Source organism: Streptomyces sp. TE5632, from assembly GCF_054061295.1.
Genome location: NZ_JBSSEA010000002.1, coordinates 70,007 through 93,256, shown reverse-complemented (window position 1 = coordinate 93,256; position 23,250 = coordinate 70,007). Strand labels below are relative to the sequence as shown.

The following is a 23,250-nucleotide window of genomic DNA, read 5'->3' as shown; positions in this document are numbered from 1 at the left end:
CGACGGGCGGCGACTGCCCGCCGACTGCAGCCCTTGCCGTCACCGGACAAACCCGGTTTCCGGTAGACGAAGGTCACGCACCGGCCGATCTCTGCCGCCCCCGGGCACCGGGCACCTGGCAGTCGCGCCCCGCGAGGTGCCCCTCGACGGTCGGCGCGCGGGCACCGTACGGTCGGCGATGGTCACAGCGGGCCGGCCGGGCGCGTAACTCCGGCCGCAGGGAAGAGAAGGAAGAAGGGCGGGAAGCTCCGATGGAGGGCAAGGACCCCTGGATCAGACCACTGCGCGGTGCCGTGCCACCTCGCGCGCGCGTGCTCTTCTTTCCGCACGCCGGTGGCGCCGCCTCGTTCTACGCGCCGTTCGCGCGGCGGTTCCCCGAGGGGTACGACGTCGCGGCCGTTCAGTACCCGGGGCGGCAGGAGCGCTTCGGCGAACCGTTCGTGGCGACCCTCGAAGGACTCGCCGACCGGCTGATGCCGTCCCTGCGACGATGGGCGGCGGAGCCCGTGCCGCTCGTGCTCGTCGGCCACAGCATGGGGGCGTCCGTTGCCTTCGAGTCGGTACTCCGGCTCGGGCGCGACCGGTTGACGGCGCACTGCCGTCTCGTCGTTTCCGGCCGGACCGCCCCGTCGGTACCGCGCGAGATCCCGGCTCTCGACTCCGACCAGGAGATCCTCGACCACCTTGCCGGTCTCGGCGGCACCGACCCGGCGATCGTCCGCAGCCCGGATCTCATGGACCTGTTCCTGCCCGTCATGCGCAATGACTACAGGGCGGTGACCCGGTACCGGCCGGTCCCCGACGCCGTGGTGGACACACCCGTCCTCTGTTTGACCGGGGACCGGGACCCGCAGGTCGCGCCGGAGGAGGCCGCAGCCTGGAAAAGCCACACCACGGCCGGTTTCCGGCTGAAAGTGCTCCCCGGGGAGCACTTCTTCCTGGCGGACCATCCGGACACCGTCGTGCGGCTCGTCGCCGAGTGCGCCGACGCCTACGGGCGATGACGGGCGGTGTGTTCGCGGCTCGCGGGGGCTTGCGGTACTACAGAGAGCAGGTTGGTGTACGCCCGCGCGCGCACGGTGGTCGTGAGCGCCGGTGGCTTCCTTCATGCGCCGAGTCGTTTCCCCGTGTGCCGGACGCCCGCCAAGGGGCCCGGCACGGGCGGTGTTCAGACATGCCGTTGCCGAGTCTGGCCGAAACCCACGGGGTGGGTGGCCATGCGTTTGAGGCGGATGGTGCAGGTGGCGGCGGTCATGGCCCGGTTGCCGTGAGGGAAGTCGATTCTCCGTTGATGCAAGGGGTTTGAGTGTGGGTCGACGGGTACACGCCCCTAGCGACGGGCCGCTGACTGGGCATCTCCCCTCCGGTTTCGGGGGGTTGCCATTGTGTGACCCAACGTGAAAACTGTGAGCGCATTCGGCCCGGAGGTATCGGGTCGAAGTGCGTTCTTGGCACGAAAAAAGCACTGGATCGTGGGACAGAAGAGTCCTGCGCGGGGCCCCTGCGCAGGAAAATCGGGGGGATGTGGTGATGTCTGTGGGGTGCCCGTCGCACGTGTCACCAGGCTGCGGGCCTGCGGGCCTGCCGGCCGCACGGCGGGCGCCCAGGCCGCTCGGAGCCGCCGCCCCGTCGTGCGGAACCTGTCCCCAGGTCTGCTGACACCCCGGGGGCCACCGGTATCCCGTGCGGGGGCGGACGGGCGGGTGGCTCCCGAGCGGCGACCGGCCCAGCCCGACCGCGAGTCGGCTACCTGGCGCGGAGCGAGGACTGCCGACCGGTGCCATACCCGTTGACCACGCCCATGACGGCCACGGCTTCCCGCCCCGCCCGGCGAACTCACAGCACCGTCGGTGACCCACCGCCGGGCCCGCGCGCCCTCACCCAAGGAGGAACGGTGACCAGCACACAACTGTCCGGGACCGAATCGCCCCTGGACGCGTCAGCCGACCGGTGGCGGTCCTTACGCGAGGCGGGCCCCGTGACCTACGACGAAGGGCGGAAGCAGTGGCGTGTCGTGGACCACCAAGGGGTCTCCGCCGTTCTCGCCGACCCGGCGACGTACTCGTCCGACCTCATACCGATCACCCCCGCCCAGCAGGACTTCGAGGCCTTCCGGCAGGGAAACCTCGTCGGCACGGACCCGCCGGAACACCGCAAACTCCGCATCTTGGCGAGCCAGGCCTTCACCCCCAGAGTGGTCCACGGGCTCGAACCACGCATCGAGGCCGTGTGCGCGAGCCTGCTCGACGGTGTCGCCGACCGGGACCGGTTCGACCTGGTCGACACCCTCGCCCACCCCCTGCCGATCATCGTGATCGCCGAACTCCTCGGCATCCCCGCCGACGACCACAGACTGTTCGAGGAGTGGGCCGGTACCCGCTTCGGCGGCGACCAGCTCGGCGACAGCCTCGACACGGCCGACCTGGAACGGGCGCCGGAAGCCATCGCCCCGACCGTGCGCGAGATGAACGGTTACGTGCTGGACCACATCCGGCACCGCCGCGCCCACCCCGGGGACGACCTCACCAGCAGACTCCTCACCGCCGAGGTGGACGGAGCGCGCCTGGTGGACGAGGAGATCGTCGGATTCGTCGCCCTGCCGCTGATCGCCGGGCGCGTCACCACCACCGCGCTGCCCGGCAACGCCGTGGTCACCTTCGACCGGCACCCCGGAACCCTCGCCGCGCTGTGCGAGAGCCCCGGCCGGCTGCCGGACGCCGCCGAGGAGGTAGTGCGCTGGCTGCAGCCCTTCCCCGAGCTGGGACGGCGCACCACCCGGCCGGTGGTGCTCGGCGGCCAGGAGGACCCGGCCGACACCCTTCTGATGGTGCACCTGGACGCTGCCAACCGTGACCCCTCCCGCTTCACCGCTCCGGACGTCTTCGACGTGGCCCGCAGTCCGAATCCCCATCCGACCTTCGGCCACGTCATCCACTTCTGCTTCGGCGCACCGCTGGCCCGGCCGGAAGCACGGATCGCGCTGCACATGCTGATGGAACGTTTTCCCGCTCTCGCGGTCCCCTCCTACGGCGACGTCACGTACCAGAACCCGGCCGTCATCGTCGGCGTACGCCACCTGCCGAGCGCCGTCACCAGACCGTGACGCGCGTCGACACGCTCAGGTCCCGCACCGCTCACCCGCGGGCCCGTCCGTGTTCCCTCCCCGCACCCGCTCTCCCCAGGAGTCTCCTGCTCATGCTGTACACCGCCGCCGCTCCGGCCGCCGACCGACCATCGTCCCCGCTGCGCCAGGAGTTGCAGAGCCGCATCGACTCCCTCGCGCGCGTCCACCGCGTGCCCGGCGCCCAACTGGCCGTCCACACCGGAACGCACACCCTCAGCGTGCACGCCGGAACGGCCGACGCCCTGACGGGAACCCTGTTCACCGCCGACACGGCCGTCCCCCTGGGCTCCGTCACCAAGCTCGGCACGGCCGCCGCCGTGCTGCTCCTCGCCGACGACGGAGACCTCGACCTCGACGAGCCCGTCGCCGAACTGCTGCCCGAATTCAGGTTACTGCCCGAGGTGACCGCGCGTCACCTGCTCAGTCACACCGCCGGCCTGCCCACCGGGCCCGACTCCGACAGCGCCGCCGGCACCACCACCACGCGCTACCTCTCGGCGGTCTGCACCACGCAGGGCGCCCTGTTCCCGCCGGGAACCGGCTTCTCCTACTCCAACGCCGGCTACGTCGCCGCCGGCCGGATCATGTCCGAAGTGACGGGCATGACCTGGCAGGAAGCACTGCGAGCGCTCCTCCTCGAACCCCTTGGCATCGTTCCCGCCTTCCTCGGCGACGCCACCCCCGCGCGGCCGGTCGCCACCGGCCACGCCCTCAACACGGCCACGGGCCTGGTGCGCCCGGCCCACCAGAACCTCGCCCCGGTGGAGGCTCCGGCCGGAGCCCTGCTGGCGAGCGCCGAGGACCTGGTGGCCCTGGGAAGGGCCGTCATCGGCAGGTCCACCGTCCTGCCCGCGTCCGCGGCCGCCCGGATGCGCCGTCCCGAACCGGCCGCCGACCCGGGTGCCCTGGCGGACTCCTGGGGCCTGGGCCTCGCCCTCTTCCAGCAGGACGGCCGCGTGTGGTGCGGCCACGACGGCAACGCCCAGGGCACCTCCTGCCATCTGCGGGCCGAGCCGGACAGCGGCGTCGTCGTCGCCTTCACCGGCAACGCCGGCGGTGCCACCGCCCTGTGGCGGGACCTCGCCGCCGACCTCACCCGACTCACCGGCATACGCGTGCCGGCCTCGCCGGCCACCGCCCACCGCTGCCGCGCCGTACCGCTGCCGGAATGCGCCGGCACCTACCGCAACGGGGGCACCGAGTACGCGGTCAAGCTCGACGGGGCCGGCGCACCGACCCTGTCCGTCGACGGCGACTACCCCATACCACTGGTGTGTTACCCGGACCTGTCCTGCGATCTGGTCGACCCGGCAACCGGCCGGCACGAACCCGGCGGCCGCTTCCACCGCGACCCCGCCACCGGGACCATCGACCGCCTGCAGATATCCGGACGCACCGCGCGCCGCACCGGCGCCGTCTGACCGCGCCCGCGTCACGCATCCGCCCCGCACGCCCGGACCCCCGCACCGCTCCGGTGTGCCCGCGGGCTGCCCGAGACCGGCGCGCCGGGTCCACGCGCCGCCCCACGCCTGAAGGACTTCATCCCGATGACGTACCCGCACGCCCAGCGCCCCGCCGCGCCCGTTTCCGCACCGGCCGACACGAGCCCGTCGGCCCGCGCGGACCATGCCACCCGTCCCGTTCCGCTCGGTGAGCTGTTCGCCGGGTGGGTGACGCGCGACCCGCACGCCCCCGCGGTGACCGACGGCCGACGTACCTGGTCGTACGGGGAACTCGCGCGGCGAGCCGGTCGTCTCGCCGCCCACCTCGTCGGCAGCGGCGCCGGACCGGAGCGGACGGTGGCGCTTGTCCTGCCGCGCTCGATGGAACTGATCGCCGCCGAGCTGGCCGTTGCCCTGGCCGGTGCCGCCTTCCTCCCCGTGGACCCCGACTATCCGGCCGAACGGCGTGCCCTGATGCTCGCCGACGCCGCACCGGCCGTCGTCCTGGACGACCCGGACCGAATCCGCGCGCTGATGGGCGCCGGGGACCAGGAGGCGAACCCGGCCGAGAGGCGGGTGCTCCCCGACCACGCGGCGTACGTCATCTTCACCTCCGGCTCCACCGGCACCCCCAAGGGCGTCACCGTCACCCATCGCGGCATCGGTGCCTTCGCCGCGGCCGCCGCCGAGCGGTACGCCGTCGGCCCGGGCGACCGCGTGCTGCAGTTCTCCTCGCCCAGCTTCGACGCCTGCGTACTGGAGCTGTGCATCTCCGTCCTGTCCGGCGCCCTGCTGGTCGTACCACCGGACGGGCCCTGGCTGGGCGACGAACTGGCCGCCGTCCTGGACGAGCACCGCATCACCCACGCCCTCATACCGCCCGCCGCCCTCGCCACCCTGCCCGACCCGGCGGACACCGGCGGCGCACCGCACCTGCGCACCCTGATCGTCGGGGCCGAGGCGTGCCCGGCCGCGCTCGTCGACCGGTGGGCACCCGGCCGCCACATGATCAACTCCTACGGGCCGACCGAGGCCACCGTCGTCGCCACCTGGACCGGACCGCTCACCGCCGGCACCGGCACACCGGCCATCGGCAGCCCGCTGCCCGGCACCGAGGCCCACGTCCTGGACGCGGCACTGCGCCCGGTGCCACCCGGCACCGAGGGCGAGCTGTACGTGGGCGGCGACGGGCTGGCCCGCGGTTACCTCGGCCGCCCCGGCCTGACCGCGACCCGGTTCGTCGCCCACCCCTTCGGACCGCCCGGCGCCCGCCTCTACCGCACCGGCGACCGGGTGCGCCGCAGGTCGGACGGCGAGCTGGAGTTCCTCGGCCGGGTCGACCGGCAGGTCAAGGTGCGCGGCTTCCGCATCGAACCCGGCGAGATCGAGGCCGCCCTGACCCGTTTCCCCGGCGTCCGTGAGGCCGTCGTAGTGGTCCGTGACGAGGACCCCGCCGGCGGCCGGCTCGTCGGCTACGTCACGCCCGCCGACCCGGCCCGCCGACCAGAGCCCGCCCGGCTGCGCGCTGCCCTCGCCGCCGCCCTGCCGGCCCACATGGTGCCCTCCGCCGTCGTCGTCCTGGACGCGCTGCCGCTCACTCCGCAGCACAAGATCGACCTGCGGGCCCTGCCCGCCCCCGGCGGCGCGCGGACCGAGGAGCACGTCGAGCCGCGCACCGGCGACGAGCGGGCCCTGGCCGCGATCTGGGCCGACGTCCTCGGCGTCGACGCCGTCGGAGCCACCGACGACTTCTTCGACCTGGGCGGCGACTCGATCCTCGCCGCCCGCACCCTGACGCGGATCCGGGAAGTCCTCGGCGCCCGGCTCTCCCTGCGCGACGTGTTCACCGCACGGACCGTCGCCGCGCTCGCCCCGCTGGCCGCCGAGCCGTCCGCCGCCGCGCCGCCGGACCCGATCCCCTCCGCCCCGCGCGGAAAGCCCGTCCCGCTCTCCAGCGCCCAGCGACGCCTGTGGTTCCTCGACGACCTCACCGACGGTGGAACCGAGTACAACACCGGCGTGGCGCTGCGGCTGCGCGGCCCGCTCGACACGCCGGCCCTGCGACGCGCCCTGGCCCGGCTCGCCGCCCGCCACGACTCCCTGCGCACCACCTTCGCCACCGTCGACGGCCAGGGCGTCCAGTTGATCGCCCCCGAGGCGGACCTGCCCCTGCGCACCTCCGACGTCGAGCAGCTGCCCGCCGACCGGCAAGACGACGCCGTCGAGCGCCTGCTGACCGAGGAACTGCGCCATCCCCACGACCTGACGACCGGGCCCCTGACCCGGGCGCTGCTCGTCCGCCGTGCACCCGAGGACCATGTCCTGCTGCTGGCCCAGCACCACATCGTCACCGACGGCTGGTCGATCGGCGTCCTGACCCGGGACCTGACGGCGCTCTACCGCGCGGAGGCCTGCGGCGAACCGGACGGCCTCCCCCAGCCGGGCGTGCAGTACCCGGACTTCGCGCTGTGGGAGCGCGAGCGGCGCACCGGCGACGCGGACGCCGACGACCTCGGTTACTGGAAGCGCCACCTGGCCGGCCTGCAGCAACTCGAACTGCCCACCGACCGGCCCCGGCCGGCGGTGCGCACCACCGCGGGCGCGGCACACCGCCACAACCTCCCGAAGCACCTGGTGGACCGGCTGCGGCAACTGGCCCAGGGCCGCGGCACGACCGTCTTCACGCTGTTCGCCGGGGCGGCGGCCGTGCTGTTCTCCCGCTACTCCGGACAGCGGGACGTGGCGTTCGGGACGGTCACCAACGGGCGGGGCCGCCGCGAACTGGAGGACGTGACGGGCTTCTTCGCCAACACCGTCGTGCTGCGCGGTGAAGTCGACGACACCGTCACGGTCGACCGGTTCGTGGAGTCCGTGCGCGCGACCGTGCTGGACGCCTTCGCGCACGACGGCGTGCCGTTCGACCGGGTGGTCGAGGAACTTGCCCCGCCCAGAGACCCCAGTCGCACTCCGCTGGTGCAGGTACTGGTGGTGCAGCAGGCGGCGCCCGTCCGGCCTCCGCTGGCGGCCGGGGCGCGGATCGAGGAGCATCCGCTGCCCCGTCCGGCTGCCCGCTTCGACCTCGTGCTGGAGTTCGCGCCGCGCGCCGAGGGCGGCTGCGAGCTGACGGTCGAGTACAACACCGACCTGTACGAGGCGGCGACCGTGGCCCGGATGAGCCGGCAGCTGCACCGCCTGCTGGAAGGCATGGCGGACGGCCCGCACCGGACTCTGGCCGAACTGCCGCTGCTGTCGGACGACGAGCGGCGCACACTCCTCGACTCCTGGAACCCGCCCGCGCCGGCCGGCGACCACGCCGACGGCGCCACGCTCCCGGCGCTGTTCGAGGCGCAGGTGGCCAAAACCCCCGACCGGACCGCCGTGACCTGCGGCGAGGCCCGACTGGACTACGCCGGATTGAACCGGCGTGCCAACCGGCTCGCCCGGCTGCTGACGACGCACGGCGCGGGTCCGGAGTCCCTGGTGGCGCTGTGCCTGCCGCGCTCCGCCGACCTGCTGCCGGTGCTGTGGGCCGTCCTGAAGTCGGGCGCCGGATACCTGCCCGTCGACCCCGGCTACCCGGCCGAGCGGATCCGCTTCATGCTCGCCGACGCGGCCCCCGCCCTCGTCGTCGCCACCCGTGAGACCGCCCACGCGCTCCCCGACGACTGCGAGCCACTGCTCCTGGAGGACGCGCTGCTCCTGGAGGACGCCGAGCCGTCCGATGCCGGTGCCTCGGACCTGACCGACGCCGACCGGGCCCGGCCACTCGATCCGTCCCACCCCGCCTACGTCATCTACACCTCCGGTTCCACCGGCCGACCCAAGGGCGTGATCGTCACCCACCGCAGCGTGGCCGCGCTGGCCGCCTGGGCCAAGGAGACGTTCGGCCCGCGCGGGCTGGCGCACGTCGTCGCGTCCACCTCCCTCAACTTCGACGTGTCCGTCTTCGAGCTGCTGTGCCCCCTGCTGGCCGGCGGCAGCGTCGAGGTGGTCGCCGACCTCCCGGCCCTCGCCGACAGCCCCGGACCCCGCCGGGCCGGGCTCCTCAGCGGTGTCCCGTCCGTACTCTCCCGTGTGGTCGGCGGCGACAGCGCAGTCGAGGCGGACACCGTCGTCCTGGCAGGCGAGGCCCTGCCCGCCCGGACCGTGCGGGACATCAGGGACGCCATGCCCTCGGCCGAGGTGGCGAACATCTACGGCCCGACCGAAGCCACCGTCTACGCCACCGCCTGGTTCGCCGACGGCACCGTCCCCGACCAGGCCCCGCCCATCGGCCGTCCCGTCGCCCGCACCCGCGCCTACGTGCTGGACCGCCTGCTGCGCCCCCAACCTCCGGGTGTCACCGGTGAGTTGTACCTCGGTGGTGGTGGACTGGCCCGCGGCTACCTGCGACGCCCCGGTCTGACCGCCGCGCGCTTCGTCGCCGACCCCTTCGGCGTCCCCGGCGACCGCATGTACCGCACGGGCGACCTGGTGCGCTGGACCGCCGACGGCCGGCTCGAGTACCTCGGCCGCGTCGACCAGCAGGTCAAGGTGCGCGGCTTCCGCATCGAACTGGGCGAGGTCGAGGAGGCCCTGCGCCGCTGCGCGGGCGTCGCCGAGGCCGCCGCGACCGTCCGCGACGGCGACGGCCACCGCCGCCTGGCCGGATACGTCGTCCCCGCCCCCGCCGCCCGCGTGGAACCGGAGGCGGTACGCCGCGAACTCGGGCGCACCCTGCCCGACTACATGGTCCCCTCGGCCATCGTGGTGCTGCCCGCCCTGCCGCTCAACCCCAACGGCAAACTGGACCGCGACCGGCTCCCCGACCCGGCGCCGGCCGAACCCGTCACACGCCACGTCGCGCCCCGCACCCCCACCGAACGGACCCTCGCCGCCATCTGGGCCGACGTCCTGCACGTGGAGCGGGTCGGAGCGGACGACAACTTCTTCGCGCTGGGCGGCGACTCCATCCTCAGCATCCAGGTCGTGGCCCGGGCCCGGCAGGCGGACCTCACGATCACCTCGCGGGACGTCTACCGGCACCAGACGGTCGCCGCCCTCGCCCGCTGCGCCGACGAGGCGGGAAGCCGGCGGCCCGCCGCCGCGTCCGCACCCGTCGAGGCAACCGGCTCCGCGCCACTGACACCCATCCAGCACTGGCTCTTCGACAGTGCCGCCGAGCGGGCCGGGCACTTCGGCCAGACCCTCTCGGTGAAACTGCACGCCGGCGTCGACGCGAGGACACTCGAAGACGCCCTCAACGACGTGATCGCCCACCACGACGCCCTGCGCTCCCGCTTCCTCACCGACGAGGCGGGCGTACGGTGGCTGATCGACGTCCCGGCCGCCCGCTGCCGCCTCGCGCGCCACACCGGTCCGGACACCGACACCCCGCACCTCGGCCCCCACGACCTGCGCCACGGCCCGCTGCTGCGTGCCGTACTGCACGACCGGGGCCCCGGACGGCCGCACGTGCTGCACCTGGCCGTCCACCACCTCGTCGTCGACGGAGTCTCCTGGCGCCTGCTGCTTGAGGACCTCGACCGGGCCTACCGCGCCCGCCGCGCCGGCCGGGACGGAGCGGCGGCGCTGCCCCGGAAGTCGTCCCCGCTGCGGCACTGGGCCGAGCGCCTCGCCGCGCACGCCGCCGCCGGCGGCTTCGACGACGAGAAGGCCTACTGGACGCGGGCGACCGAAGGCGCCCGGACCGCCCTGCCGTCGGACCGGACGGGCACCAACACCTACGCCTCACAGCGCTCGGTGACGGTACGCCTCGGACCCGAGGACACCGACGTGCTGCTGCGCACACTGCCCGAGACCTACCGCACCCGGGCCAACGACGTCCTGCTCGCCGCCCTCGGCCGGGTGCTGTGCGACTGGACCGGTCACGACCGGGTACTGGTGGACGTCGAAGGCCACGGCCGCGAGGAACTGTTCGCCGATGTCGACACCAGCCGCACCGTCGGCTGGTTCACCACCCGCCACCCCGTCGCCCTCGCCGTCCCGCCCGAGGCGCACTGGGACGCCGTGCTCAAGCAGGTCAAGGAGCACCTGCGCGCGGTGCCCCGGCAGGGCCTCGGCCACGGCGTCCTGGCCCTGCCGGGCCGCGACGCCACACCGCTCCCGGCGACCACCGCGCAGATCAGCTTCAACTACCTGGGCCGCTTCGGGCTCTCCGAGACCTCCGAGGGTCTGTACGGCGGGCCGTTCCGTCCGCTGGAGCTGGACGCCGACCCCTCGGCGTCACGCCCGCACGCCCTGGAGGTCGTGGGGCGGCTGGACGGCGACAGCCTGGAGTTCACCTGGTTCTACTCGGACGAGCTGCACCGGCGGGACACCGTCGCGGACCTCGCCGGACGGTTCGCCGACGCGCTGGCCGGCCTCGCCCACCACGCGGCCCGGCCCGGCGCCGCCGGACGCACCCCCTCGGACTTCCCGCTGGCCCGGCTCGACCAGACGCACGTCGACCGGATCGCGGGCGAGGACCCCGCCGGTGTGGAGGACATCCACCCCCTCACGCCCACCCAGGCCGGCATGCTCTTCCACCGGCTCTCGCAGGACGACCGCGGCGTGTACTTCCAGCAGCTGACGTTCGTCCTGGACGGCGTGGAGGACCCGGCCGTGCTGGCGGGCGCCTGGCAGCGGGTCACGGACCGCACGCCGGTGCTGCGCGCCCGCGTGGTGTGGCAGGACGTGCCCGAGCCGCTTCTCGTGGTGCAGCGCCACGCCGCCGTGCCGGTGGAGCACCTGGACTGGCGCGGCCTGTCCGACGCCGAGCGGGACGAGCGGCTGCGCGAACTGCTCGAGCGCGACCGCGCCCGCGGCGTCGACCTGACGCGCGCGCCGCTCCAGCGCCTGGTGCTGGCCCGGGTCTCCGACCGCGCGGTCCGTGTCGTGTGGTCCTTCGACCACCTGATCCTGGACGGCTGGAGCCTGTTCCAGGTCCTCTCCGACGTCTTCGCGTGCCACGCCGGCCTGGCGGGCGCCGCGGACGTCCCGCCGCCCGACCGCCGCCCCTTCCGCGACTACGTCGCCTGGCTGCAGGACCGCGCAGACCGGGCCGAGGCCGAACGGCACTGGCGGACCCGCCTGAACCGCCTGAGCGAGGCCACCGCGCTGCCCTTCGACCGCGAACCCCGCGAGAGCCACCGCGCGGAGTCGACGCAGGCGGTACGCGTCACGGTGCCCGAGACCACCACCCGGGCACTGGAGGGCCTCGCCAGGACGGCGGGCCTGACCCTGAACACCCTCGTGCAGGGCGCCTGGGCGCTGCTGCTGAGCCGCCTGGCGGCCCGCGACGAGGTGGTCTTCGGCACCACCGTCTCCGGACGGCCGCCCGAGCTGCCCGGGGCCGACGCCATGACCGGCCTGTTCATCGCGACCCTGCCCACCCGCGTGACCGTGCCACGGGACGAGACGCTGCTCACCTGGCTGGGCCGGCTCCAGCACGAGCAGAGCGAGGACCGCCGCCACGACCACGTGCCGCTGCACCACATGAGGGCGTTCACCGAACTGCCCGAACGCGTCGCCCTGTTCGACAGCATCGTGGTGTTCGAGAACTACCCGGTCGACGACGGCCTCGCCGCCGCGCACGGGCTGCGGCTCAGCGGCCTGGACGGCATCGAGACCACCAACTACCCGCTCAGCCTGGTCGCCTACCCCGGCACGGGGCTCGCCCTGCGCCTCGGCTACGACCCGGACCTCTTCGACGCCGCCACCGTCGAGCGGATGGCCGAGTACCTCACCGTCCTGCTGGAGGGCTTCGCCACCGCACCTCAGAGCGTGCCCGCCCGCCTGCCCCTGCTGACGGCCGCCCGGCGTGAGCAGGTGCTCCACGCGTGGAACGACACCGCCACCGGTACCCCTGCGGCGACCGCCGCGGGCCTGTTCGCCGAGCAAGTGCGGCGCACCCCCGACGCCGTCGCGCTGCTGGCCGGCGACGAGCGGCTCACCTACCGCGAACTCGACGACCGGGCCGGGGCACTGGCCGGCCGGCTGGCCGCGCTCGGGGTCCGTCCGGAGGTCCCCGTCGGCGTCCTGATGGACCGCTCGGTCGACCTCGTCGTCACCCAGGTCGCCCTCGCCCGCCTCGGCGGGGTGTACGTCCCGCTCGACGGCAGGGCGCCGCGGGAGCGGCTGCGCACGATGCTCGGTGAAGCCGGTACCGACCTGCTGCTCACGGACAGGGCCTGGGAGGAGACGGCTGCGGCCCTTCTCCCGGAAGGCCGCGTGCTGCGGCCGGACGACGACGCAGCGGTCCCGGCACCCACGGCTGTGCCGCGCGTGCACCCGGACACCGTCCAGTACCTCATGTTCACGTCCGGCTCCACCGGCAACCCCAAGGGCGTGGCGGCGCGGCAGCGGGACGTCGCCGCGCTCGCCCTCGACCGTGCCTTCGCCCGTCACGACCGGGTCCTCGTGCACTCCCCGCACGCCTTCGACGCCTCCACCTACGAGGTGTGGGTGCCGCTGCTGCGCGGCGGCACGGCCGTGCTCGCTCCGCCGGGAGACCTGGAAGCCGCCGCCGTGCGCCACGCGATCACCGAACAGGGTGTGAGCTGCCTGTTCTTGACGGTGGGCCTGTTCCGTCTCCTCGCCCAGGAGGACCCCGCATGTCTGACCGGCGCGCGCGAGGTGTGGACCGGCGGCGAGGCCGTGCCCGGCTCCGCCGTACGGCGCGTGCTGGACGCCTGCCCGGACCTCACCGTCGTCGACGTGTACGGCCCGACCGAGACCACCGCCTTCGCCACCCGGCGGGCCTTCCGCGCCGGTGACGCGCTGCCCGCGACACTGCCCATCGGCCGCCCCCTGGACGACACCCGCGTGTACGTCCTGGACAGCGCGCTCCAGCCGCAACCACCCGGCGTTCCGGGCGAGTTGTACCTCGCAGGCGCCGGAGTGGCCCGTGGCTACACCGGACGCCCCGGCGCGACGGCGGCCCGCTACCTGGCCGATCCGTTCGGCCCGCCCGGCACACGGATGTACCGCACCGGCGACATCGTGTGCTGGAGCGCCGACGGCGAACTGCACTTCGTGGGACGCGCCGACGACCAGATCAAGATCCGCGGCTTCCGCGTCGAACCCGCCGAGATCGAGGCCCGGCTCACCGCACACCCGGCGATCGCCGAGGCGGTGGTGTCGGTGTCGCGGCACGCGGGTCGCAAACGCCTGGTGGCCCACCTGGTACCCGCCCCCGGCGCGGTGGTGCCGCCGGCGGCCGAGCTGCGCGCCCGCCTGTCCGGCGAACTGCCCGACTACATGGTCCCGGCCGCGTTCGTCACCGTGGCGGAGCTGCCCCTGACCGCGAACGGCAAAGTCGACCGGCGACGCCTGCCCGAACCCGACCTGTCGGTGGTGGCCGACACCGCCTACCGCGCGCCGCGCACCGAAGCCGAGCGGGTGCTCGCCGGTGTCTGGGCCGAACTCCTCGGCGTGGAACAGGTCGGCGTCGACGACAACTTCTTCATGCTGGGCGGCGACTCGATCGTCAGCATCCAGGTCGTCTCCCGCGCCCGCACCGCGGGGCTCGCGCTGACCCCGAGGGACCTGTTCCGGCACCCCACGCTCGCCGCCCTGGCCACCGCCGCGACCGGCGCCGCCCAGGCCGTCGCGGGCACCGGCCCGGTGACCGGCGAGGTCGGGCTCACCCCGATCCAGCGCTGGTTCCTCGACGCCGAGCCGCCGCGCCCGGAGTACTTCAACCAGTCCGTGGTCGTCGAGACGGCGGAGGGCGTGGACGCCGACGCGCTGAGCGCCGCCCTGGCCGCGCTGTGGGCCCACCACGACGCCCTGCGCGCCCGCTTCACCCGCGCCGCGGACGGGACCTGGCACCAGGAGTACGCCGCCCCGGACACCGAGGTCCCCCGGCTGCTGCGGATCCACGACCTGAACGGTCTCGAGGCGGAGGCCGCCGAGGAGGCCGAGGCCCGCTTCTCGAAGGAGGCGCACACCGGCTTCCGGCTGGACACCGGCCCGCTGATCGCCGCCCGATTGTTCACCGGCGCGGACCGGGACGCACGCCTGCTGCTGACCGCCCATCACCTGGTCGTCGACGGTGTCTCCTGGCGCGTCCTTCTGGAGGACCTGGAGACCGCCTACCGGCAGGCCCTGGCCGGCGAGCGGATACGGCTGCCGCAGCGCACGACGTCCGTGCGGGAATGGGTGCGGCGGCTCACCGGGCGCACCGGAGAGGCAGATTTCGCCGCTCAGCGCGCCCACTGGGAGACCGTGTCGCGGCACTGCGCCGACCCGCTGCCGGTGGACCTCGACGGCGGCAACACCGTCGCCGACCTGCGCGCGGTGACCGTACGCCTCGACCGCCGACGGACCGACGACCTCCTGCGCAGGGTTCCCGGCGTCTACCGCACCCGCATCGACGACGTCCTGCTGACCGCCCTGGGCCGCGTGCTGGCCGACTGGACCGGCCGCGGCACCGTCGCCGTGGGACTGGAGGGACACGGCCGCGAGGACCGGCTCTTCGACGACCTCGACCTGTCCCGCACGGTCGGCTGGTTCACCAGCCTCTTCCCGGTCGCCCTCGAACTGCCCGAGGGGGACTGGGGCGCCGCACTGAAGTCCGTGAAGGAGCAGCTGCGGGCCGTACCCGACCGGGGCGTCGGCTACGGCGCCCTGCGCCACCTGGCGGGCGACGAGCGGCTCGCCGCCGCACCGCTGCCCGGCATCAGCTTCAACTACCTGGGCCGGTTCGACTGGTCGGCCGACGGCGGCGCGCTGGTCCGGGCCGTTCCCGGCGGTCTGGGCGGCGCCGAGGACCCCGGGGCGCCGCGTGCGCACCTGCTGGACGTGGTGGCCCGGGTCGAGGACGACGAACTGGAGATCACCTGGCACTACAGCGGCGGACGCCACCGCGAGGAGACGGTCGCCTCTCTCGCCGAGGGCATGCTGCGGTCACTGGAAGAGATCGTCGCGCACTGCGCCGCCCCGCACGCCGGCGGCCGCACGCCCTCGGACTTCCCGCTGGCCCGGCTCGACCAGGCCGCCGTCGACCGGCTCGCGGGAGACGGACGCACGGTCGAGGACGTGTACCCGCTGACGCCGATGCAGGCGGGCATGCTGTTCCACAGCCTCATGGACCCCCAGGCCCGCACCTACGTGAACCAGGTGCAGGTGGTGCTGTGCGGCGTCACCGACCCGCACGCGCTCGCCGAGGCGTGGCAGCGCACGGCGGACGCGAACCCGATCCTGCGCACCCGCCTGGTGTGGCAGGAGACCGCCGAGCCCCTCCAGGTGGTGGAGCGGCGGGCCGTCGTGCCCGTCACCCACCACGACTGGTCCGGGTGGCCCGCCGAGCGGTGCGCGCGGGAGACTGAGGCGCTGCTCGACGCGGACCGGCGGACCGGGATCGACCTCGGCGCGGCCCCGCTCATGCGGCTCGCGCTGATCCGGCTGGCACCGGGCCGGGTGCGCATGGTGTGGACGTTCCACCACGTCCTGCTCGACGGCTGGAGCGCGGCCCAGGTGTTCGACGAGGTGTGCGAGCGGTACGCGGCCCTGACCGCCGGACACCGCCCGCAGGTGCCCGACCGGGCGCCCTTCGCCGACTACCTGCGGTGGCTGGCCGCCCAGGACACCGGCCGTGCGGAGCGCCACTGGCGCGAGACCCTCGCCGGGTTCGCCGTCCCCACCGAACTGCCGCGCGACCGGCGCCCCGCCGAGGCCCACCGCACGTCCTCGTCGGGAACGGTCCGGGTGGCCCTCGGGCAGGAGGTGTCGGCGCGGCTGAAGGAGACCGCGCAGCGGGCCGGGCTGACCGTCAACACGGTGCTCCAGGGCGCCTGGGGGCTGCTGCTGCACCACTACGGCGGCGGCGTGGACGTCGTCTTCGGCACGACCGTGTCCGGCCGCCCGGCCGAACTGCCCGGCGTGACCTCCATGGTGGGCCTGTTCATCAACACCCTGCCCACCCGGCTGCGGATCGACGGTGGGCGCCCCCTGCTGGAATGGCTGCGCGAGGTGCAGGCCGCCCAGTCGGAGGCCCGGCGCCACGACTTCGTCTCCCTCGCCCAGTTGCAGACCTGGAGCGAGGTGCCCGGCGGCACCAACCTGTTCGACAGCATCGTCGTCTTCGAGAACTACCCGTTCGACGAAGGCGCCCTGGCCCGGCACGGCATCGCCGTCGAGCAGGAACGCGACCTGGAGCCGACCAACTACCCGCTCAGCGTGGTCGTCGCCCCCGGTGACGACGTGACGGTGTCCCTCGACTACGACCCGGCGGCCTTCGACGCCGCCACGGTCGAAGGGCTCGGCGCGAGCCTGCGCACACTGCTGACGCGGATCGCCGCCGACGCCGACCACCGCCTGGCCGACCTGCCGGCGCTCGAACCGGACGACGGACGCCGCCTGCTGGACCGGCTCGCGGGACCGGTGGCGGGGCTGCCGCACCGCACCCTCCCGGACGCCTTCGCGGCACAGGCCGCCCGCACCCCCGACGCCCCGGCCGTGACCGCCGGCGCCGAGCACCTCACGTACCGGCAGCTCGACGAGCGCGCCAACCGGCTGGCCCGCCTCCTGATCGAGGCCGGGGCCGGACCGGAGCGGTTCGTCGCGCTGGCCCTGCCCCGCACCGCCGACCTGATCGTGGCGCTCCTCGCGGTCCTCAAGAGCGGTGCCGCCTACCTTCCGGTCGACCCCGGCCACCCGGCGGAGCGCATCGCTTTCCTCTTCGAGGACGTGCGGCCCGACGCGGTGATCACCTGCGCGGAGACCTCCGCGCGGCTGCCGGACGGTCCGTACACGCGGATCACCCTGGACGACGCGGCCTGCGCCGGGCGTCTGGCCGCCGCGTCCGCCGACCCCGTCGGTGACGGCGAGCGCCGTGGCAGGCTGCTGCCGGACCACCCCGCCTACGTCATCCACACCTCCGGCTCCACCGGCCGGCCCAAGGGCGTCGTCGTCTCCCACGCCTCGGTGGTGGCGCTGACCGACTGGGCCGCCGCCGAGTTCACCGGCCGCGGGCTCTCCCACGTGGTGGCCTCCACGTCGCTCACCTTCGACGTGTCGGTGTTCGAGGTACTCTCGCCGCTGCTGGCGGGCGGCCACGTCGAGGTCGTCCGCGATCTGCTGGCCCTCGCCGAACGGCCCGAGCCGTGGCGTGCGGGACTGCTCAGCGCCGTCCCCTCCGCCCTGGGCCGCCTGCTGGCCGAGGACACCGTGCACGTCACGGCCGACACCGTCGTCCTGGCCGGCGAGGCGCTGCCCGCCCGCGCCGTCCGCCAGGTGCGCGCGACGATCCCCGGCTGCCGGGTCATGAACATCTACGGCCCCACCGAGGCCACCGTCTACGCCACCGCCTTCACCTGCGACCCGGCGGACCCCGACCGGGTCCCGCCCATCGGCCGGCCCGTCGGCGGCGCCCGCGCCTACGTCCTCGACGCCCGCATGCGCCCCGTGCCCGTCGGGGCGCCCGGCGAGCTGTACCTCGCCGGGACCGGCGTGGCCCGCGGCTACCTGAACCGGCCGGGCCTGACCGCGTCCCGTTTCCTCGCCGACCCCTTCGGCCCTCCCGGCAGCCGCATGTACCGCACCGGCGACCTGGTCCGCTGGACGGCCGACGGTGACCTGCTGTACCTCGGCCGGACCGACGACCAGGTGAAGGTGCGCGGCTTCCGCATCGAGCTCGGCGAGGTGGAGGCCGCGCTGGCCCGGCACCCGCAGGTGGCCGCGGCCGCCGCCCGGGTCGTGGAGCACGACGGCCACAAGCGCCTCGTGGGCTACGCCGTGCCCCGCGGCGGCGACGCCCCGGCACCGGTCGACCTTCGTGCCTTCCTCGCCCGGACGCTGCCCGACCACCTGGTCCCGGCGGTCGTGGTGCCGCTGGAGCGACTGCCGCTGGGCGCCACCGGCAAGCTGGACCGGCGGGCCCTGCCCGAACCGGTGTGGTCGGCCGCCACCACTACGGGGGGCACCCGGCCGCCGCGCACCGCCACCGAGCGGACGCTCGCCGCGATCTGGTCCGAGGTGCTGGGCGTGGCCGACGTGGGCGCGACGGACAACTACTTCGCGCTCGGCGGCGACTCCATCCTCGGCATCCAGATCGTCTCCGCCGCCCGCCGGGCCGGACTCGCGCTGACCCCCCGGCACCTCTTCCAGCACCAGACGGTCGCCGAACTGGCCACGGTGGTCGAGGAGTTCCCGGCCGCGACGGTCAGTGCCGAACAGGGCCCGGTCGTCGGAGACGTCCCCCTCACGCCCGTACAGCACTGGCTGTTCGACACCCTCACCGGCGACCCGGCCCGCTTCACCCAGGCGGTCTCCTTCGAGCTGGCGTCCGACACCGACGAGACGCTGTTGCGCGCCGCCCTCGCGGCGGTGCTGGAACAGCACGACGCGCTGCGCATGCGCTACGAATTGGCCGGCGACGGCCGGTGGCGCCAGCACGGCACCCCGCCCGGTGCCGCGCCGTACCTCGAGGTGCACGACACGCCCGAGACGCCGGCCGCCGTGGCCGCAGGCCTGTGCTCCGGATTCGACCTGACACAAGGGCCGCTGCTCAAGGCCGCCCTGTGCCGCCCGGACGACCACCGGCCGCCCGTCCTGCTGCTGGCCGCCCACCACCTGGTCGTCGACGCGGTGTCCTGGCGCGTGATCCTGGAGGACCTCGACGCCGCCCACCGGGCGCTGCGCACCGGCGCCACCCCCGATCCGGGGGCGAAGACGACCTCCTTCCGCACCTGGGCCCGGCGCCTGGCCGCGCACACCGCCGACGGCGGCTTCGACGACGAGATCGCGCACTGGAGCGGCCTGCGCCCCACCGCGCTGCCGACCGACCTCACCGGCTGCAACACCGCCGCCCACGAGGAGACCGTGACGGTGAGCCTGGGCGGCGAGGACACCCGCCGGCTCCTGAAGGACGTGCCGGACGCCTACCGCACCCGCGTCAACGACGTCCTGCTGTGCGCCCTCGGCCGGGTCCTGGCCCGCTGGACGGGACAGGACCGGGTGGTCATCGCGCTGGAGGGCCACGGCCGCGAGGACCTCTTCGACGACGTCGACCTCTCCCGTACCGTCGGCTGGTTCACCACCATGTTCCCCGTGGGCCTCGACGTGCCCCGCGACGCCGACCTCAAGGCCGCGCTGAAGACGGTCAAGGAGAACCTCCGGGCCGTGCCACGCGGGGGAGTGGGCTACGGCGCGCTGCGTCACCTGCACCCCACGGCGGGACGTGAGCTGCCCGGCCTGCCGCAGGTGGGCTTCAACTACCTGGGACAGCAGGACTGGAACGCGGCTGAGGGCGGTCTGCTGCACGCGCCCCACGGCGGGCTGACCGGCGGTATGGACCGCGCGGCGGACCGGCCGCACCTCATCGACGTCCTCGGCCGGGTCACCGACAAGCGGCTGGAGTTCACCTGGTCGTACTCCCGGCAGGTGCACCGGCACGACACCGTCGCACGCCTCGCGGAGGAGACCGTGGAGGAACTGCGGCGGATCGTCCGGCACTGCGCCGAGCCGGGCGCGGGTGGCCGCACCCCCTCGGACTTCCCGCTGGCCGCACTGGACCAGGCGGCCGTCGACCGGCTTGCCGGCGACGGGCGTGACGTGGCGGACGTCTACCCCCTCACCCCCACGCAGACCGGCATGGTCGTGCACGGCATGGACGAGCCCGGCGAGGGCCTGTACGTCGAGCAGATCACCTTCGTCGCGGACGGCGTGCGCGAGCCCCGACTGCTGGCGGCCGCCTGGCAGCACGTCGTGGACCGCACACCCGTGCTGCGGACCGCCGTGGCCCTGGGCGAGGCCCCGGCTCCCCTCCAGACCGTGCACCGCCACGTGACCCTGCCCGTCACCGAACTCGACTGGAGCGGACTGGACCCGGCGCAGCGGGACACCGAACTCGGACGGTTGCTCGACGAGGACCGCGCCCGCGGCATCGCCCTGGACCGTCCCCCACTGCTGCGCGTCACCCTGATCCGGCTCGGCCCCGACGAGGTGCGCGTGGTGTGGACCTTCCACCACCTCCTGCTGGACGGGTGGAGCGTCTTCCACGTGCTGTCGGACGTGATGGCCGCGCACGCCGCGCTCGCCGCCGGCAGCGAGCCGCGGCTGCCGCAGCGGCGGCCCTTCGCGGACTACGCCGCCTGGCTGGCCGGCCGGGACACCGCCGCAGCCGAGGAACACTGGAAGGCCGCCCTCGCCGACTACGCCGCACCCACCCCGCTGCCGTACGACCGCAGGCCCGCCCCGGGCGCCGCCGCCCGGTCGGGGACCTGGCTGTCCCAGCGGCTCGGGGCCGACGGCACGGCCCGGCTGACGGACTTCGCCCGCCGCCACCGGCTCACCCTCAACACGCTGGTGCAGGGCGCCTGGGCGCTGCTGCTGGCGCGTTTCAGCGGCGAGCGGGAGGTGTGCTTCGGCACCACCGTCTCCGGCCGGCCCGCCGACCTGCCGGGCGCCGACACGATCACCGGCCTGTTCATCACCACCCTGCCCGCGCGGGTCACCGTGGACGAGTCCACGCCCTGCGCCGCGTGGCTGAGGGAGCTGCAGGCCGCCCGCGCGGAGGACCGGCGCTTCGACCACGTGCCGCTGACGGACCTCCACCAGTGGAGCGAACTGCCCCCTGGAACATCCCTGTTCGACAGCCTGCTGGTCTTCGAGAACTACCCGGTCGGCGACGCCACGGCCGGCGCGAACGGCGTGCGCATCCGGGACCTCGACGCCCGCGAGGCGACCAACTACCCGCTCACCGTGGTGATCTCGCCCGGCGACGAGCTGAGCGTGGAACTCGGCTACGATCCCCGGTACTTCGAGGAGACCACGGCCCGCGCCCTGGCCGCCCGGCTGATGCACGCCCTGACCGCCCTCGCCGCATCCGGTGACCGGGCGCCGTTGCACGCGGTCGAGGTGCTGCCGCCCGGTGAACGGCACCGGCTGCTGCACGGCCCCGCTCGCCCGCAGCTGCCGCCGGTGACCCCGGCGACGCTGCCCGCGCTGATCGAATCCGCGGTCGACCGGTGGCCCGACCGAACGGCCCTCGACACGGGGGAGTCGCTGCTGACCTTCAGCGAAGCAGAAGCACACGCCAACCGGCTGGCGCACCGGCTCATCGCACGCGGGACGGGGTCCGGCGACATCGTCGCGCTGGTCCTGCCGCGCTCGGCGGACATGGTCCTCGCCCAGCTCGCCGTGGTCAAGGCGGGCGCCGCCTTCCTCCCGGTGGACCCCGGCTACCCGGCCGAACGGGTCGCGCTGATGCTGCGCGACGCGGACCCCGCCGTCACCCTCACCGCCGAGGAGGTCGCCGGCCTGCTCGCCGCGCCACCCGACGGCACACCCGGTCACCGGCCCACCGACACCGACCGTGTCCGCCCCCTCCACCTCGACGACCCGGCGTACGTCATCTACACCTCCGGCTCCACCGGCACCCCCAAGGGCGTCGTCGTCACCCACCGCGGACTGGCCGGCTTCGCCGCCGCCGAGGCCGCGCACTACCAGGTCCGGGCCCAGGACCGCGTCCTGGCCTTCGCCACGCCCAGCTTCGACGCCTCCGTGCTGGAGCTGTGCATGTCCCTGCCGAGCGGCGCGGCCCTCGTCGTACCGCCGCCCGGCCCGCTGCTCGGCGCCGAGCTGGCCGACTTCCTGCGCACCGCGCGCATCACGCACACCCTGCTGCCGCCCGCGGCGCTCACCACCCTCCCGCCGGACACCCCCGGCACCCTGCCGGACCTGCGCACCCTGGTGGTCGGCGCGGACGCCTGCCGGGCCGAACCGGTCACCCGGTGGGCACCGCACCACCGGATGGTCAACTCCTACGGGCCCACCGAGGCGACCGTCGTCGCCACCTGGTCCGACCCGCTGGAACCGGACGGCACCGCGCCGCCCATCGGCCGCGCGCTGCCCGCCACCGGCGCCTACGTCCTCGACGCACGTCTGCGCCCCGTCCCCGACGGCGTGCCCGGCGAACTGTGGCTCGCCGGACCGGCCCTGGCCCGCGGCTACCTGGGCCGCCCCGGCCTGACGGCGACCCGCTTCACCGCCGACCCGTTCGGACCGCCCGGCAGCCGCATGTACCGCACCGGCGACCTGGTCCGGCGCGACACCCGCGGCGAACTGCACTACCTCGGACGCACCGACCACCAGCTCAAGCTGCGCGGCCACCGCATCGAGGCCGGCGAGGTGGAGGCGACCCTGGTACGCCACCCGGCGGTGCTGGACGCCGTGGTGGGCGTGCGAGAGGACGAACCGGGGCTGCCGCGCCTGGTGGCCCACCTGCTCGTCGCGCCCGGCGCCGAGCCGCCCGCCGGCGCGGAACTGCGGGCCTTCGCAGCCCGCACCCTGCCCGGCCCCATGGTGCCCTCGGCGTTCGTGACGCTGGACCGGTTCCCGCTCACGGAGAACGGCAAGACCGACCGGGCCGCGCTGCCCGCGCCAAGCCCTCGGGCGCAGGAGCGGACCGCCGGGCACGTGCCGCCCCGCACCCCCACCGAGGAGGCCGTCGCCGCGCTGTGGGAGGAGGCCCTGCAGACCGCCGTGGGCGCCGAGGACGACTTCTTCGCCCTGGGCGGTGACTCCCTGCGCGCCCTGCTCATCGCCTCCCGCGCGGGCGACGCCTTCGGCGTGACCCTCACGCCCCGCGACGTCCTGGTCCACCGCACCGTCGCCGCCCTGGCGGACCTGGTGGAGGAACAGGTGCTGAGCGAACTCGAAGACGCCGCACGCGGCGACAACGACCACGAAGAACGGTGA

At 74.5% G+C, this 23,250-nt stretch carries 4 protein-coding genes; all 4 read left to right on the top strand.

Features of this window, described 5'->3' with window-relative positions; translation table 11 throughout:
• Positions 1–251: 251 nt before the first annotated feature.
• The 4 genes from ACVW19_RS02480 to ACVW19_RS02465 all read left to right on the top strand — a co-directional run bounded on the left by ACVW19_RS02480 (position 252) and on the right by ACVW19_RS02465 (position 23,250).
• Positions 252–1,004: a thioesterase II family protein gene (locus tag ACVW19_RS02480; protein ID WP_457456142.1), complete on the top strand. Its 753-nt coding sequence runs from the start codon at positions 252–254 to the stop codon at positions 1,002–1,004.
• Between the two features lie 890 nt (positions 1,005–1,894).
• The gene (locus ACVW19_RS02475) at positions 1,895–3,103 is read left to right on the top strand and encodes a cytochrome P450 (RefSeq protein WP_457456140.1); all 1,209 of its coding nucleotides are present in this window, start codon (positions 1,895–1,897) and stop codon (positions 3,101–3,103) included.
• A 92-nt stretch (positions 3,104–3,195) separates the two neighbouring features.
• Positions 3,196–4,545, top strand: a complete 1,350-nt coding sequence (locus tag ACVW19_RS02470; RefSeq protein WP_457456138.1) for a serine hydrolase domain-containing protein — start codon at positions 3,196–3,198, stop codon at positions 4,543–4,545.
• A gap of 126 nt (positions 4,546–4,671) precedes the next feature.
• Complete coding sequence (locus ACVW19_RS02465; RefSeq protein WP_457456136.1) at positions 4,672–23,250, top strand: non-ribosomal peptide synthase/polyketide synthase; 18,579 nt, start codon at positions 4,672–4,674, stop codon at positions 23,248–23,250.